General features: G+C 56.2%; 17 protein-coding genes. 1 reads left to right on the top strand and 16 read right to left on the bottom strand.

Translation table 11 applies throughout. The annotated features are described in order from the left end of the window. Nucleotides 1-2: 2 nt before the first annotated feature. The 13 genes from AC13DD_RS03420 to AC13DD_RS03480 all read right to left on the bottom strand — a co-directional run bounded on the left by AC13DD_RS03420 (nt 3) and on the right by AC13DD_RS03480 (nt 11,885). Nucleotides 3-1,010: a TAXI family TRAP transporter solute-binding subunit gene (locus AC13DD_RS03420; RefSeq protein WP_008174985.1), complete on the bottom strand. Its 1,008-nt coding sequence runs from the start codon at nt 1,008-1,010 to the stop codon at nt 3-5. 251 nt (nt 1,011-1,261) lie between these two features. Further along, a complete protein-coding gene (gene putP / locus AC13DD_RS03425) occupies nt 1,262-2,752 on the bottom strand; it encodes a sodium/proline symporter PutP (protein WP_008174984.1) in 1,491 nt (496 codons plus the stop codon). Nucleotides 2,753-3,052: 300 nt separating this feature from the next. Further along, nucleotides 3,053-3,832, bottom strand: a complete 780-nt coding sequence (locus AC13DD_RS03430) for a helix-turn-helix domain-containing protein (RefSeq protein WP_008174983.1) — start codon at nt 3,830-3,832, stop codon at nt 3,053-3,055. Nucleotides 3,833-3,933: 101 nt separating this feature from the next. Next, nucleotides 3,934-4,575 (bottom strand): dTMP kinase, encoded by a 642-nt coding sequence (gene tmk / locus AC13DD_RS03435; RefSeq protein ID WP_039882076.1) that lies wholly within the window; start codon nt 4,573-4,575, stop codon nt 3,934-3,936. Continuing rightward, the gene (mltG, locus tag AC13DD_RS03440) at nt 4,572-5,615 is read right to left on the bottom strand and encodes an endolytic transglycosylase MltG (RefSeq protein WP_008174981.1); all 1,044 of its coding nucleotides are present in this window, start codon (nt 5,613-5,615) and stop codon (nt 4,572-4,574) included. Before mltG ends, tmk begins: the two co-directional genes overlap by 4 nt. Before the next feature lie 5 nt (nt 5,616-5,620). Next, nucleotides 5,621-6,439: an aminotransferase class IV gene (locus AC13DD_RS03445; protein WP_092029901.1), complete on the bottom strand. Its 819-nt coding sequence runs from the start codon at nt 6,437-6,439 to the stop codon at nt 5,621-5,623. An 8-nt stretch (nt 6,440-6,447) separates the two neighbouring features. Then, nucleotides 6,448-7,695, bottom strand: a complete 1,248-nt coding sequence (gene fabF, locus AC13DD_RS03450; protein WP_482930865.1) for a beta-ketoacyl-ACP synthase II — start codon at nt 7,693-7,695, stop codon at nt 6,448-6,450. Between the two features lie 130 nt (nt 7,696-7,825). Then, nucleotides 7,826-8,059, bottom strand: a complete 234-nt coding sequence (acpP, locus tag AC13DD_RS03455; protein WP_012136033.1) for an acyl carrier protein — start codon at nt 8,057-8,059, stop codon at nt 7,826-7,828. A 133-nt stretch (nt 8,060-8,192) separates the two neighbouring features. Further along, nucleotides 8,193-8,936, bottom strand: a complete 744-nt coding sequence (gene fabG / locus AC13DD_RS03460) for a 3-oxoacyl-ACP reductase FabG (RefSeq protein WP_008174974.1) — start codon at nt 8,934-8,936, stop codon at nt 8,193-8,195. An 18-nt stretch (nt 8,937-8,954) separates the two neighbouring features. Further along, nucleotides 8,955-9,893: an ACP S-malonyltransferase gene (gene fabD, locus AC13DD_RS03465; RefSeq protein WP_053112394.1), complete on the bottom strand. Its 939-nt coding sequence runs from the start codon at nt 9,891-9,893 to the stop codon at nt 8,955-8,957. Nucleotides 9,894-10,005: 112 nt separating this feature from the next. Beyond that, nucleotides 10,006-11,007, bottom strand: coding sequence for a phosphate acyltransferase PlsX (gene plsX, locus AC13DD_RS03470; RefSeq protein WP_014577545.1), 1,002 nt, complete (start codon nt 11,005-11,007; stop codon nt 10,006-10,008). Nucleotides 11,008-11,050: 43 nt separating this feature from the next. Next, entirely contained in the window at nt 11,051-11,230 is a 180-nt protein-coding gene (gene rpmF, locus AC13DD_RS03475; protein WP_008174968.1) for a 50S ribosomal protein L32, read from the bottom strand. Between the two features lie 100 nt (nt 11,231-11,330). Next, nucleotides 11,331-11,885 (bottom strand): YceD family protein, encoded by a 555-nt coding sequence (locus AC13DD_RS03480; RefSeq protein ID WP_008174965.1) that lies wholly within the window; start codon nt 11,883-11,885, stop codon nt 11,331-11,333. Nucleotides 11,886-12,023: 138 nt separating this feature from the next. Here AC13DD_RS03480 and AC13DD_RS03485 point away from each other — a divergent pair, with 138 nt between their 5' ends. After that, nucleotides 12,024-12,632 carry a Maf family protein gene (locus AC13DD_RS03485; RefSeq protein ID WP_092029906.1) on the top strand — a complete coding sequence of 203 codons (609 nt, stop codon included), beginning with the start codon at nt 12,024-12,026 and terminating at the stop codon, nt 12,630-12,632. 4 nt (nt 12,633-12,636) lie between these two features. Here the strand turns inward: AC13DD_RS03485 and AC13DD_RS03490 are convergent, their stop codons facing one another. The 3 genes from AC13DD_RS03490 to rluC are packed head-to-tail and all read right to left on the bottom strand — an operon-like array spanning nt 12,637 to nt 15,422. Next, on the bottom strand, nt 12,637-13,680 hold the full coding sequence (locus AC13DD_RS03490; protein ID WP_092029908.1) for a S49 family peptidase: 1,044 nt from the start codon (nt 13,678-13,680) through the stop codon (nt 12,637-12,639). A 39-nt stretch (nt 13,681-13,719) separates the two neighbouring features. Beyond that, on the bottom strand, nt 13,720-14,367 hold the full coding sequence (locus tag AC13DD_RS03495; protein WP_053112398.1) for an HAD family hydrolase: 648 nt from the start codon (nt 14,365-14,367) through the stop codon (nt 13,720-13,722). After that, nucleotides 14,364-15,422 (bottom strand): 23S rRNA pseudouridine(955/2504/2580) synthase RluC, encoded by a 1,059-nt coding sequence (rluC, locus tag AC13DD_RS03500; RefSeq protein ID WP_092029910.1) that lies wholly within the window; start codon nt 15,420-15,422, stop codon nt 14,364-14,366. Before rluC ends, AC13DD_RS03495 begins: the two co-directional genes overlap by 4 nt. Nucleotides 15,423-15,907 lie beyond the last annotated feature (485 nt).

Raw genomic sequence — 15,907 nt, forward strand, 5'->3', positions numbered from 1 at the left:
AACTACTCCGCAATCAGCCGTTCTGGAATCTCAATTCCCTGCTCACGGTAAAAACGCGCAGCCCCGGGATGCAGCGGCATCGGCAGACCGGCAATCGCTTTCTCCAGCGCCATGGCCTTGGTTGCCGGATGAATGTTATTCAGAAACGCCAGGTTGGCATAAATTGTCTTGGTGATTTGATACACGTCCTCTTCCGGGACATCCGCTCGGGCCGCCATGATGTTCGGCTGGGCGATAGTATTGATGTCCTTGTCCTGGTTCGGATAGGTACCAGCCGGGATCAGGTAGGGCGTCCAGAGCTCAAAATCACTGTTCACCTCGGCCAGCTGCGCCTCGGTAAAGTCCAGTGTTGTTATTTCGCCACCGAGGTTGGCGTAGGCACGGGTAACCGCAGATGCGGGGACACCGGCCGGAATGTTCATACCATCGATGTTTCCATTCTGCATGGCGTCAGCGCTGGGACCATAGCCGAGATAGGCGATGTCCACCTGCTCCAGATCAATTCCGACCTTGCCCAGGATAAAACGACCGGAACCTTCAGTACCGGAATTCCGGGCTCCAATAGAGAAGCTCTCATCGTAAAGGTTGGTCATATCCGAAATAGTACCGGTCTCAACCACGTTGTTACGGACCACAAAATGCTCAACGTTCTGCCAAAGCATGGAAACCGAGCGCAGATTTTTATAGGCCTGTGGTACTGGCCCTGTGCCGTTCCAGGCGTAGGCGCCGTATAGCCCCTGCAAAATACCGAACTGGATCTGCCCCTCGTCCATCAACTTCAGATTTTCGCCTGATCCGGCTGAACTGATGGCGGACACGGAAATATTGGTCGTTGGTTCCAGTTTTACCTTAACCAACGTGGAAATAGCGACGCCAACCGGATAGTAGGTGCCACCCGTAGTCGCAGTGCCCATTACATAATTACCCTCGGCGTGCACCCCCGAGGAAAAAGAAACCATAGCCGCCGCAAGCAGGCTCAGTGTTGATTTCAGATATCGATTGTTTCTCATAACCCTTTGTCCTTTCGCGATTATTGTTTTCTCAAGCTGGAATCTGACCTTAATTAATGTAGCGGCTCGGACAGAGATCTACCAGCTCAAATCATGAACCATCGCCTATGGTCTAAGTCATTCCAGCTTCCACCAACAGGCCTCCGGCGTCAGATACAACAAACCCCCGCCCTTGAGGCGAGGGTTTGTTGACATCAGCACGACTCGCATAAGCGCCAAACCTGAAGTTCCGGCGCCCAGCTGCTAGCGCCCTAGCGTGTAATGTGCTGATACTCGTTTGCGTCTTCGGTAGCCATACTCACCGCAACAATGGCGATGAAAGCAGCAATAAAGCCAGGAATGATCTCATAAACACCAGGACCACCCATAAACTCACCGTTCCAACCCAGAGAAATCCAGATCATAACCGTAGCTGCACCCACTACCATGCCAGCAATGGCACCGGCACCATTCGTGCGCGGCCACATCAGCGACAGGATAATCAGCGGACCAAAAGCTGCACCGAAGCCGGCCCAGGCATTACTGACAAGGGCCAGAACCTGTGAATTCGGATCGGATGCAATGACCGCGGCAACCAGGCCAACCAGCACCACACACACCCGGCCAATATTGACGCACTCCTTATCGGTTGCTTCCTTGCGCAGGAACAGTCGATAGAAATCTTCAGTCAAAGAAGATGAAGACACCAGCAACTGACTCGAGATGGTGCTCATAACTGCCGCAAGCAGAGCTGCATACAGGAAACCGGTGATCAGCGGATGGAACAGCAGATCGGACAGAATGATGAAGATCGTTTCCGGATCCGCAATATCCATACCGTTACGAACGGCATACGCCCGGCCGAAAACACCCAGCGAGATCGCACCAATCAGGGAGATACCCATCCAGCCCATGCCAATATTACGGGCAATCGGAACATCCTTCAGGGTACGGATGGCCATAAAGCGCACGATAATGTGAGGCTGACCGAAATACCCCAGGCCCCAGGTAACCGCAGACAACCAACCGATGAAGGTCAGGCCTTCCGTCCATGACAGAAGCGTGGGATCGACCGAGTTCAGAGTTTCAGCAGCCTGGCCAAAACCGCCACCGCCTTCTCCGAATAGCACAACCGCGGGCATGATCACCAGTGCCAGCATCATGATGCAGCCCTGCACGAAGTCCGTCATGCTTACTGCCAGGAAACCACCCACAACGGTGTAGGCCAGCACCACGCCCAGCGTAATGACAATACCCACCGCGTAATCACTCAAGCCACCAAAGTTGAAAATACCGGAAAACGCACTTTCAAACAGTTTGCCGCCAGCAACCAGACCGGACGCAGTGTAAACCGCAAAAAAGATGACGATAACGATAGCGGATACCGTTCTCAGCGATAACGCCTGAGTCGGGAAGCGGTTAGCAAGGAAAGACGGAATGGTAATGGCATTCCCATAGTGAACCGTCTGTTCCCGAAGGCGCGGTGCAACCAGCGTCCAGTTGAAAAACGCACCGACAAAGAGGCCAATACCGATCCACGCGGAACCCAGGCCAGATACATACAAAGCTCCGGGAAGACCCAGAAGCAGCCAACCACTCATATCCGAGGCACCCGCCGAAAGGGCGGCCACTTTCGGACTGAGCGCCCGTCCGCCTAGCATGTAATCCTCAGATGATGAGGTAGATCTGCGCATCGCGAATATGCCAATGGCAATCATGAGCGCAAAATATGCAAAGAGACTTATCCAAACACCAATAGCCATAGGGCTCCTCCGGTTTAATGAGTCGGAATCAGGTTCGCTCGCGAAGCACAGAACTGACCTGCCGACAACGCGCTGCACTGTTCTTCTTGTTCACACGAAAATTGTTCCTTATCGGAACGGGATTGTTCAGTGACTCACCTGCGCGGCGTGATCCTCATCTCGGGTTCTTGACGCCAATGCAGTCAGCCATTCAAGCCAGGCTCCCAACCGCTATAAGTTAGTATTACTACGGACGCCAGGCTTACGAAATCCTACGATTCTTTTGCACAATCCTACGGTTGTAGGGCTCAGAACACGGAATCAGGCAGCGTAAGCACCCGCCTGTAGCCTGGACGGCGTGGTTCCCTTGTATTTTCGTAACGCGTTGGTCAAAGCGCTCTGAGATGAGAAGCCGGTTCTGTAACTGATTTCAGATACCGAGAGTGACGTTGAGACAAGAAGTTCAGAGGCCTGCTCCAGACGCGTCTGAAGAAGGAATTGATGGGGCGTTATACCAGCGGCATCCCTGAATACCTCGTGAAAGCGGCTGACACTGAGACAGGCCTTCCCCGCCATTTCCTCAACGGTGATTTTTCGGTGCAGGTTATTGAGGATGTACGATCGAACGACTTCCGGGCTTACGGGGTTCCGATCGGGAGATTGCGTCTGCCCGCCGGCTATCCTGTCGGCCATGCAGTAGAGAATACTGGTAGCCAGGTGCTGCTGGAGCGTTGCGTTCTCTGGCGCGCGATCAAATTCGGTAGCGGTGAACTGGACAAAGCCCTGCAAACGACTGTCCATTTGCAGGGTGCGCGGCTTCTCAAAGACTCGCATCATCCGCTCGTAATCCGCATGGGCCGGAGTGTTAAACGCGGGAGTCAGTGGATCAAGATTAATGACCAGAACATGGTTGGAGTGACTGCCACAAAAATCGTGCTGGGCTTCCGTGGGCACGAAACAGGCTCTCCAGGTATCCAGACGAGCCCCTGTCCCGTCGACACTCAGTTCGGCTTCCCCTCTGACACCGATCACGATCTGATGATGTTCGTGGCGGTGCTGATGCGCTGCGCTGGGGAGTTTTAGAAGTTTTGCGTCGACCATCAAGACTGCCAGTCTTTAATTGAGAATGTACATCAATTAAAGCAGAACCTTACAAAAAGTGCACGAATGAAGGCTAAACCTCCAAAACTACCAAGCTGGCCTCAGCCATGACCAGTCGGGCTCAATAAACCGGTAAGCAGCTGGACAACCTCCTCGGAAACCTGATTCAGTGGGCGCGCCGCGTTGATAATATGATATCTATCCGGGGCCTCATTGGCACGGTCGAGGTAGGTATTTCTGATTCGCTGAAAAAACTCCAGATCTTCCTGCTCAAACCGGTCCAGTTCACCCCGACGCCTTGCTCTGGCCATTCCGGTTTCCACTGGCGCATCGAACAATATCACGTGATCAGGACGGACGTTACCCTGAACCAGGTTTTCCAGCAATGCAATCCGCTCCTGCGACACACCGCGCCCACCTCCCTGATAGGCAAATGTGGCATCGGTGAACCGGTCGCACAGCACCCACTGACCAGCGTCGAGTGCCGGCAGGATTCTCGTATGTAAGTGCTGGGCGCGGGCTGCAAACATCAACAGCAGTTCCGTGGTTTCGTGAACCACCTCATCCCGGGTTGCCAGCAGCAGCTCGCGAATGTGCTCGGCCATGGGGGTGCCGCCAGGCTCACGGGTTACCAACACATCCACACCGAGGTTCTCGAGGGTACTGGCGGCATTCGCCAACTGAGTGGACTTGCCAACGCCTTCTGTACCTTCAAACGTAATGAATTGCCCTCTCATGCTCATTCTCCACCCTGCTTAACCGAGGAGCGGTAATCCTCACGTCGGTTAAGCTGAAACTCACGCACAGCCTTCTGGTGTTCCGCCAGTGTGCGTGAAAATTTGTGGGTACCATCGCCACGGGCAACGAAATAGAGCGCATCTCCATCATCCGGATGCAGGGTCGCGTGAATGGATTCACGGCCAGGCAGGGCGATGGGCGTTGGGGGCAGTCCATTGATTCTGTATGTGTTGTAGGGCGTGTAGGTGCGCAGATCCTTACGGCCGATACGGCCCTGATAACTATCGCCCATACCATAAATAACCGTGGGATCGGTTTGCAGGCGCATTCCCTTCTGGAGGCGGCGAACAAATACCCCTGCAACCTGGTCGCGCTCTTCCGGGGCGCCAGTTTCGCGCTCCACAATAGAGGCCATGATCAGAGCTTCATAGGGGTTTTCATAGGGCAACCCATCTTCCCGTGCTGCCCACTCCTCAGCCAGCACTGATTCCATACGGCTGAAGGCACGCCTCAGAAGATCCAGATCGGACTCGGTGCTGGTAAAGGCGTAGGTATCCGGGAAAAACCGCCCCTCAGGATGCTCCCCTTCCGCACCGACAGCCGCCATGATCTTTTCACTGGACCACTCGCCTGTGAGCTTTTGCAATCGCTCGGCGTTTGCCAGTGCTGCCCTCATATCCTGAAAAGTCCATCCCTCGATAAATTGCACATACCAGTGCTTGGTATCGCCGGAGACCATGATGCCAATCATGTCGACGGGACTCATGCCATCAAGGAATTCATACTCGCCAGCCTTGATTCGGGTCTGCCCAGGGTCAAGGCGACCATATAGCCTGAGCCACAGCCGGTCCGAGACCAATCCTTCATCTTCAAGGCGACCCGCCACTTCCGTGAAAGACGCACCCTGGGGAACCTGAAAAAGCAGCGGCTCTTCGAACTCGACTGGCTTTTCAAGGCCTTTCAAGCCTTGCCACACCCACAGACCGGTTCCCGCTGAGATCAGGACAGCAGCACAAACACACGCAAGCAATAACTTCTTGAACAAACGATTTATTCCAGTGTTTCGAGAGGATTGAAGATTGTCGCAAGTCCACCATCGACAGGCAAATCATGACCGGCAATAGTGCGAACCGGAACAAACCCAAGAACGCTATTCAGAAGAAATAGCCCATGGCAATCCGGACCGAGGACATCGTCTACAGCAACCGGACGCTCCGACACCCTTTCCCCCTGTTGCCTCAGCCGTTCAAGCACCCATTGCCTGAGAACGCCGGCAACCGCAAGGCTGGATGCCGGCGGTGTCACCCAGCCATCGCTTTGCCGGAGCAGAAGATTGGTGCGGGTACCCTCCACCAGATTGCCGCCGTGATCAGCCATGATGACCTCGAAAAGGGATGGCCCCAGTTCAGCGGCGGCCAATACCTGCTCGATCCGGTTCAGAGACTTGATACCTGCCAAGACAGGATTAACAGACAGGGGGACTTTCGAGAAGTCAACGGCCTCTCCGGCAATATCCGGCATCGGAGGCAACGGTGAAGCCGACACCAGCAGGTTTGGCTCCATCCCGGGAGCAGGCCGGTAACCCCGCCCACCGCTGCCCCTGGTCAGGGTCAGTTTGAGAATCCAGCCTTCCCCCCTGAATCGACCGGCAAAGCGCTGCGCCGCCTGGACACAAACGTTCGCCAGATCCCTTCGCGAAACCTCGATGCCCAACCGACCGGCATCACGAACCATGCGCTCAAGGTGTCGCGAAAGCAGGACTCCTTTCTGCTCAACCATGCGGATCGTTTCAAACAGCCCGTCGCCGTAGGCCAAACCGCGGTCATCAGCAGGGAGGCCGCTTTCATCGGCCCAGAACAGACGAAACACGTCCAGGATCAGCCTTCGTAACGGCGGAAAATCAGGGTTCCGTTGGTACCGCCGAATCCAAATGAGTTGGAGAGCGCTACCCGCACATCGGCCTGTCGGCTCTTGTGAGCAACGAGATCCAGGTCACACCCCTCATCGGGATTGTCCAGATTGATGGTTGGAGGCAAGACGCCATCGCGTATCGATAATACGGAGAAGATTGCCTCTACCGCACCAGCGGCGCCAAGCAGGTGTCCGGTCATGGATTTGGTACTGCTCATAGCCAGCTTTTCAGCATGGCTGCCATATACCGTCCGTACAGCCGCCACTTCTGCAATATCGCCCACCTGTGTAGATGTGCCATGGGCATTGATATAGTCGATTTCATCCGGTTTCAGGCCGGCGTCCCGGATAGCGTTGACCATGGAGCGGGCCGCGCCCTCACCATTCTCCGGCGGTGCAGTAATGTGATGGGCGTCATCACTCATACCAAAGCCAACGACTTCGCCGTATATGGTGGCCCCTCTCTGCTTCGCATGCTCAAGCTCTTCCAGAACTACCACACCGGCACCATCGCTGAGCACAAAGCCATCGCGATCTTTATCCCACGGCCGACTGGCCTTTTCCGGTTCATCGTTTCGGGTCGACAGCGCGCGGGCGGCTGAAAAGGCAGCCATTCCGGTCCGCGTGGTCGCCATTTCCGAGCCACCGGCAAGCATGACCTCTGCATCACCGTAGGCAATAGTTCGGGCTGCGTATCCGATATTATGGGTTCCGGTTGTGCAGGCGGTAACAATGGCGATGTTGGGACCGCGATAGCCGAAGCGGATCGCTGCATTACCGGAAATCATGTTGACGACAGACGCCGGCACGAAAAACGGAGAAACCTTGCGGGGCCCGGACTTGCCCATGGTGAGAACGCTTTTCTCAATGTACTCAAGGCCACCGATGCCGGAGCCAATCGCAATACCCACGCGGTCCCGGTCAAGTCTGTCGAACGATTCCAGGCCACTGTCGTCCACCGCCTGCTGGGCGGCAATCAGGCCATAGTGAATAAACGCATCGAGCTTTCTGGCGTCCTTGGGGGAGAGATAGGGCTCCATATCCAGATCCCGGATAGCCCCTCCAATCCTTGTGTTATAGGCAGACGCGTCAAAGCGGTCGATCATACCAATCCCGCTCCGGCCAGCCTGAATAGCTTCCCAGGACGACGCCACATTATTGCCGACTGGAGACAGCATGCCCATACCTGTAATGACAACTCGCCGTTTAGCCATAACCTGTTGCACCTGAACTTGTCCGAATGAATCTGAACGCAGATTGAAGCTGATATTCAGCCAATAAAAAAGCCGTCCCTCGATGTTTCACAAGGACGGCTTTTTGCCTGGCTTACTTAATTGCAGAGTATCAGGTGTGCGCGACGATATAGTCGATCGCGTCCTGAACACTGGCCAGCTTCTCGGCTTCCTCATCTGGAATCTCGGTTTCAAATTCCTCTTCCAGCGCCATAACCAGCTCAACGGTGTCCAGTGAGTCAGCGCCAAGATCCTCTACAAAAGAAGATGAGTTCTGAACTTCGGACTCTTTAACGCCCAACTGTTCACAAACGATCTTCTTCACGCGCTCTTCAACTGTACTCATAATGTCCTCACTTTGTGTGTCAACCAAGCAACTCTAGTGCTGCCAGTTTAGTTTAAACCCTACCTGCAAACAAGCAGGGATTCTGATAAACATGTTGTGCGACAAGGGGTTGCGCACAGACCCCGAAAGGGGCTTATCCCATGTACATTCCGCCGTTCACGTTGATGGTTTCACCCGTCACGTATCCGGCTGCATCTGATGCCAGGAAGGCAACCACGGCTGCCACTTCTTCCGGCTCACCCAGACGACCCGCGGGTATGATTTCCAGCATAGCCCCACGCTGCTTGTCGTCCAGTTTTTTTGTCATATCCGTGTCAATAAATCCGGGAGCCACGCAATTTGCAGTGATACCGCGGTTCGACATTTCCTTGGCCAGGCTTCGGGTAAACCCTTCAACCCCGGCCTTGGCGGCGCAGTAATTGCCCTGCCCCGCATTGCCCATACCGGCAACCACGGAGCTGATATTGATAATCCGGCCCCATTTGGCCTTGGCCATGCCACGAAGCACGGCCTTGCTGGTCCGATAGACGCTGGACAGATTGGTTTCCAGAACCGAGGCCCAGTCATCATCTTTCAACCGCATCAGGAGGTTATCACGGGTAATGCCGGCATTGTTGACCAGAATCAGGGGAGCCCCCGATTTCTCCGTCAGCTCCTTCAAACCGGCTTCAATGCTGGCAGGGTCTGCAACGTTCATGACCATGCCGTAACCCTTGTAACCGGCCGACTGGAGATCGTTGGTGATGGATTCTGCACCGGCTTCACTGGTTGCTGTTCCGACAACTTCGGCACCCTGCGCGGCCAGCGCACGGGCAATGGCCTGACCAATACCGCGGGTAGCACCGGTGACCAGTGCGGTTTTACCTTCCAGAGACATGAATAACTCCCTTTCGTTTCAGGACTGACCGAAAGCGTCCAGCGCCTTCGCCAGCGAATCCGGGTCTTCGATACTGTGAACGGCCAAAGCCCGGTCGATACGTTTGGCCAGCCCTGCCAAAACTTTTCCAGTGCCGCACTCGACTGCAACTTCGACATCATTGGAAACGAGGGCACGCACAGAGTCCGTCCAGAGCACCGGAGAATAAAGCTGCTTGAGAAGGTTGGCCTTCAGTGTAGCGGATTCGGTCTCGGCGGCAGCGTTAACATTTTGTATAACCGGGATGACAGCATCATTAAAGCGAACATCCTCCAACGCTTTCGCCAGTTCCTCCGCGGCGCCTTTCATAAGTGCGCAATGGGATGGCACGCTTACAGGCAATGGCATGGCCTTCTTCGCGCCTTTTTCCTTGCAGGCTTCAATAGCCCGTTCAACTGCGGCTGCCGAGCCAGCAATAACCACCTGACCAGGGGCATTGAAGTTTACCGCAGATACCACATCGCCCTGTGCCGCATCCTGACAGGCTGCCACAACGGCATCATCCTCAAGACCAAGGATGGCTGCCATCTTCCCTTCTCCAGCCGGCACAGCGTCCTGCATGAGCTCACCACGCAGGCGAACCAGCTTGACCGCTTCAACAAAATCGAGGCTCTCTGCCGCCACCAGGGCGCTGTACTCTCCCAGACTGTGACCGGCGAGAAAATCGGGAGAAGAACCGCCGGCAACAAACCACTGCCGCCAGAGGGCAATACTGGCCGTCAGGAGCGCAGGCTGCGTCACCATGGTTTTATTCAATTCCTCCGCCGACCCCTTCTGGCAGAGATCCCAGAGGTCATAGCCGAGAACATTGGAGGCTTCGGAAAAGGTTCTGTCGATGATGGGCCAGGCTTCAGCGGCAGCCGAAAGCATGCCCACCGATTGCGACCCTTGTCCTGGAAAAATAAAGGCTGATTTCATAAGCGGGATCTTATCGTCATTGGGTGGTTACGTGAGATTAGCCAATAGTACAAGTTAGGCCAATTATCCGCGAATGCGTGGCCAAACCGGGACAGACTTTAGTCTCAGGCACTCAAAGCATGAGATCGTCGAGACGCTCGTTGATACGGCGGGGTACTTCCAGCTCAACTTCCCGAACGGCCTGTCGAATGGCCGACAACATGGCCCGCTCATTGGCGTTGCCATGACTTTTGATCACCACGCCCTGGAGACCGAGCAAACTGGCACCGTTGTGTCGGGAAGGATCCATCAATTGCAGAAGCCGACCGATAATCGGACGGGCCAGCAGGCCGACCAGTCGGCCGTAGAGATTTCGTGTGAAGGCCTGTTCCATCAGCTCTATGAGGAGACCGGCAACACCCTCGCCGGTTTTCAGGGCTATATTGCCGACAAAGCCATCACAGACGACCACATCGGCGACGTCCCGGAACAGATCGCTACCTTCCACATAACCGATGTAGTTGATGGTATCGCACTGGGCCAGCATATGAGACGCCAGCCGCACCTGTTCATTGCCCTTTATCTCTTCCTCACCGACGTTTAGAAGAGCGACCCTTGGTTCCGCCTGGCTGCAGATCGCAGAGGCCATCAGGGACCCCATCAGGGCATACTGATAGAGATTCTCGGCGGTTGAGTCGACATTGGCGCCGAGATCAAGGACGTGACAGCGCCCCCTGAGCGAGGGAATCAGTTTGGCAATAGCCGGGCGCTCGATACCCGGATACATGCGGATAATGGTGCGCCCGAACGCCATCAATGCACCGGTGTTACCGGCACTGACGCAGCCCTGGGCCTCGCCATCGCGGACAAGACTCAGGGCGATGGCCATGGAAGAGTTTTTCTTGTGGCGGAGAGCGTGGGAGGGGCGCTCGTTCATCCGAACAACGTCTGCCGCCTCGACAATGCGAATTCGGGCGTGCCCCTCACGCAACAAAGCCTCGAGCTCGCTCCGGATTCCCACCAGAACGATGCTCAAGGCTTCGTTTTCACGCACCGCCCGCAGCGATGCGGCAACCACGACAGCAGCGCCGCGGTCGCCACTCATTGCATCAATCGTGATGGTGACCGGCTTCACCGTTCTGCCATCCGACTCGGGACGGTGCATAGCGGCAACGAGTTTACTCGTCGCGTGCTTCGATTACCTGCTTGCCGCGGTAGAAGCCGTCCGGAGACACGTGGTGACGACGATGAACTTCACCAGTAGTCGCATCGGTGCTCAGAGCAGCGGCGCTCAGGGCGTCGTGTGAACGGCGCATGCCACGCTTGGAACGGGTCTTACGGTTTTGCTGTACAGCCATGATTATGCTCCTGACCTGTTAACGTAAACTTGTATTGCTGAATAAGTAACGTCTGTTCGTTAAATGTGCGCCGGTCTCCCGAGGGACGACCCACGCCCGGTTAATGCTTTGTCTTCTTGAGATCCGCCAGGACACTGAACGGATTCTCACCCGACTTTCTCACCGGCTCTGCCCCGGAGCTGTCAGGCTCGTAGGCTTCCAAATCTTCCCGGGCAGGACACTGGTCCCGTTCGTGAAGCGGAAACGGTGGCAAAACCAGCAACAGCTCGTCTTCCACCATCGACCAGAGGTCCGCCGTAAAATCATCGGTCAAAAACGGCTCGAGTTCTTTCGGCAGCTGTTGCGCCTGCTCGTCACTGGTAACAAGACCCAGCTTGAACTCGGAGACCAGAGTCACGCTCATGGCGCCCATGCACCGCTGACACTCCAGATCAACCGGGGCCGCCAGCTCGCCCGAAACAACGCGACGACGCTCACCATCCATAAAAAAAGACAGTTTGACCCGGCACGCAGCGCCTTCCGAAAACCCGAGAACGGATTCCCGAAAACGGCCAAGCCCGCTGATGGGAATCACTCCCTCCAGTGTGCTGTTATGTTCCGCTAACCGGTAAGGATCAACAGATTTGGGCAACTCGGCGTTGGACGCGTTTGACATAGGCGCGCAATTTTAGGGGCGCAGCCGGCCGCTGTCAAAGACTTCGTTGCTTTTTCACGGGGGTTCCAGTGCAGATAGGTGTAATTTACGATAATCGCACAACAGATGCACTGGCCAGGTACTTAAAGGACTCGATCAATGCCCCCAAAACCGCTTTTACTGGCGTCTTCATCACCGTACCGGAGAGCGCTCCTGGAGCGGCTTGGCTTGCCGTTCACCTGCGCAAGCCCGGATATCGACGAATCACCCTATCAAGGCGAGACCGGCGAGGCCCTGGCGACACGTCTGGCCGAGAGCAAGGCCCGCGAATTGGCGGACCGGTTCCCCGGCCACTGGATCATCGGCTCGGACCAGGTCGCCTGCCTGCCCGACGGCTCGGTACTGAGCAAGCCCGGCAACCACGAAATGGCGACAGAGCAGTTACGCCAGAGCAGTGGTCACAGGGTACTATTTCTTACAGGCCTGGCGCTGCTCGACTCCGATTCCGGCAAAATCGACAGCCTTTGCGAGCCGTTTAACGTCAGGTTCCGGGAACTGGCTGATGAGGAGATAGAGGCCTACCTATTGCGGGAGAAACCTTACGACTGCGCCGGCAGCTTCAAGATGGAAGGCCTCGGCATTACTCTGTTCGAGGCCCTTGACGGCCGGGACCCGAACAGCCTGGTGGGCCTCCCCCTTATTGCCCTGAACGATCTGCTGAGGCAATGGGGCCGGAATCCCCTGCTGGAAAACCGGCCTGCCTCATAAGGCATTACCGAAGCTCGAGCCGGGACTCGACCAGTTGACTGGCGAAACCCTCGCCAAAGGCGACACCAAGCTGATCAACAATATCCTGGAACGGTGATTTGCGACGGCTGTAGTCCACCAGTTCCTCCTGACCTATGATCTGCCGAGCAACGTGTGATGCGCTGCCGAGCCCATCAGCCAGGCCAAGCTCAACGGCCTGCTCGCCGCTCCAGACCAGCCCGCTGAACAGGCGCTCATCATCCGCCAGGCGGTCACCACGCCCTTGCTTGACCGCCTCGATAAACTGCTGGTGGGTGTTTTCGAGGACACTCTGCCAGAACGTGACTTCCTCTTCCTGCTCCGGCGAAAACGGATCAAGAAACGCCTTGTTCTCGCCGGCCGTGTAGAGACGGCGATCCACGCCGATCTTCTCCATAACCTCGGTAAAGCCGAAACCACCGGCCACCACCCCAATCGAGCCGACAAGGCTGGCCCGATTGGCGTAGATTTCATCCGCGGCCGCAGCAATGTAATAGGCCCCTGAAGCGCCGATATCCGAGATCACGGCGTAGACCTTTTTCTCGGGATATTCCTCCCGCAGGCGCTTGATCTCATCGTAGACATACCCGGACTGCACCGGGCTGCCACCCGGGCTGTTGATGCGCAGAATCACTGCTACCGAGTTTGGCTCTTCGAAGGCTGTTCGCAGAGAACCTACAATATTGTCTGCACTGGCCAGTTCGTCGGCAGCGATCGGACCGTTTATTTCTACCAGAGCCGTGTGCTTGCCGGTTACACCCTCCAGTGAATCGCCCAGGGGAAACTTGATCAAAAACAGCAAGGCAATCAGGTAACCAAACGTCAGGAACTTGAAAAAGATACCCCAGCGCCGGCTCTTGCGCTGCTCAGACTGCAGCGACATGACGAGTTTTTCGATGAGCTTCCAGTCACGTCCGGACTCGGGCGGAAGCTTCGGTGACTTGCGCCCGAACAACGGCTTACTTTCTTTTTCAGGCTCCACCGGTTTGTCACCCCAATCGGCAGACTTGTCAGATTCCCAGTCACTCATGTGCGCATCCTGTCAGCAACGTCAATGAATTCGGTCTGTTTACAGCCCCAGCACCCGCCGGAGGTCTGGCACGGATTCAACAATGGCATGGGGCGAATATTCACCCAACACATCCCGCTTGTGCACACCCCACTCAACGCCGATGGAGGGCATGCCGATACGCCGGGCCATATCAAGATCGTATCGGGTATCGCCAATCATCACCGCTTCCTCGGGCTCAATGCGATAGAAACGAAGAATCTCTTCAAGCATGGCGGGATCGGGCTTGGAGCGTGTCTCATCGGCACAACGGGTGATCTCGAAGTGGTCGCCAAGACCGCTGGAAGCCAGCGCAAAGTCCAGGCCGCGCCGACTCTTGCCGGTTGCCACAGAACAACTGCGACCGGATCCTCGCAGATCTGCGACCACGTCGGCCATACCGTCAAACACGTTTTGCGGCGTTGTCACCTTGCTGAAGAAATAGCGCCCGTATCCGTCGCGAATCCTGTTCATTTCTTCCCGACTGATACCGGGATAAAGCTTCTCCAACGCCTCGACCATGCCAAGCCCGATAATATCCCGGTACGCCTCACGCTCCAGGGCGGGAAAGCCCAGCTCGGTTGCCGCCTGATGCAGGCTGTCAGCAATATGCTCAACCGAGTCCACCAGGGTCCCGTCCCAGTCAAAAATTACTACTCTGACGTTCATTGGTCGTTTCCTTTAAGACGCCCGGAAAGTTTCCTGAGCACGTCATTGAATGCATCGTCGTAAGGCGCCTCAAGGCGCATAGCCTCACCCGAGACCGGCAAGGTAAACTCCAGGGCCCGCGCATGCAGCATCAGCCGTTGCCCGCCAATGGACCGGAACGCCTTGAGGCTGACATCATCCATATACTTGTCGTCACCCGCAATCGGATGACCGGCCCAGGCGCTGTGCACGCGGATCTGGTGCGTACGACCGGTAATTGGCGACGCCTCGACAAGGCTGTAGCCCGCGTAATGCTCGAGGCAGCGGAATGTCGTCAGCGAGGCCTTGCCGGCAGCGTCAACTTTCACCCGACGCTCGCCATTGGGCATCTCGTAGCGCAGCAGAGGCACATCCACCCGGTCAACGCTGGCCGGCCAGTCGCCGGCGACCAGCGCATGGTAATGCTTGCGGATTCGTTTCTGCCGCAGCTCATCCTGAAGATACCGAAGCGCCGACCGCTTCTTGGCCACCATGATCAGTCCGGACGTATCCCGATCCAGACGATGAACGAGCTCCAGAAACTTTGCGTTCGGGCGAGCGGAACGAAGCACCTCGATCAACCCGAAACTCAGGCCGCTGCCGCCGTGTACGGCGATACCGGACGGTTTGTTGACCACCAGCATCTGCTCGTTCTCGAAAACAACCGCGGATTCCATCACGCCCTGCACTCGGGAGCCGGGCGCCACCTGATCCGGCTTTTCCTTTCGGGTGATCGGTGGGATACGCACCTGATCACCAGTTCTCACCCGGGAATCAGGCTTGACCCGTCCTTTATTGACCCGAACCTCGCCCTTGCGGATGACACGATAAATAATGCTCTTGGGCACACCGCGAAGCTGGGCAAGAAGGAAGTTATCCACCCTTTGACCATCGTTGTCTTCGTCCACGGTAACCCACTGGACGCCCTGACGGACTTCTCCACGAACAGCCTGACTCTCACTGCCGGCCCTGCTGGTTTTTTTTGCCCTCTCGGGCCGCGTTTGGGCTGGCTTTCTGCTCGCAGACTTTCGAGACATGAAGTTCCTTGGCTACTGGAGTGACTGCAGGATTGAACGGCTGCATGAATACTGTTATATTCCGGCGTGCTTTGCCGTTTGTCTACGGCCTGACCAACTCAAGTCAGAAGCCGGAGCGGCAGAAGTATACCGACACTATTCGAGAGTTTGAACGCCGTGCACCCAATCACTACCGGGAACGGCGAGAGAAATGCTCCCGGAGGACCAGGACAGATCTTCGAAAGGCTGCATCCTGTACCCGGGAGAGAGAAAAACCGCGCGGAAAACCGCGGGCGACATCGCGAAGAATCACTGCCACCCAGGGCCGGGCCGTCCAGCATACGAATACGACGTGAGACCCAGGCACCTGAGTGAACCTGAAAACGGATAACATGCGTCAACAGACACGAACCTTACACGACCTCTCCCTGCCCACAGGCAGCCGGATCGTCGGCGTTGGTCTCAGACCGAAAGGATCAAACCCCAGAAGGGTCTGATTCGTCTGG

Source organism: Marinobacter sp. L-13 (assembly GCF_056857715.1).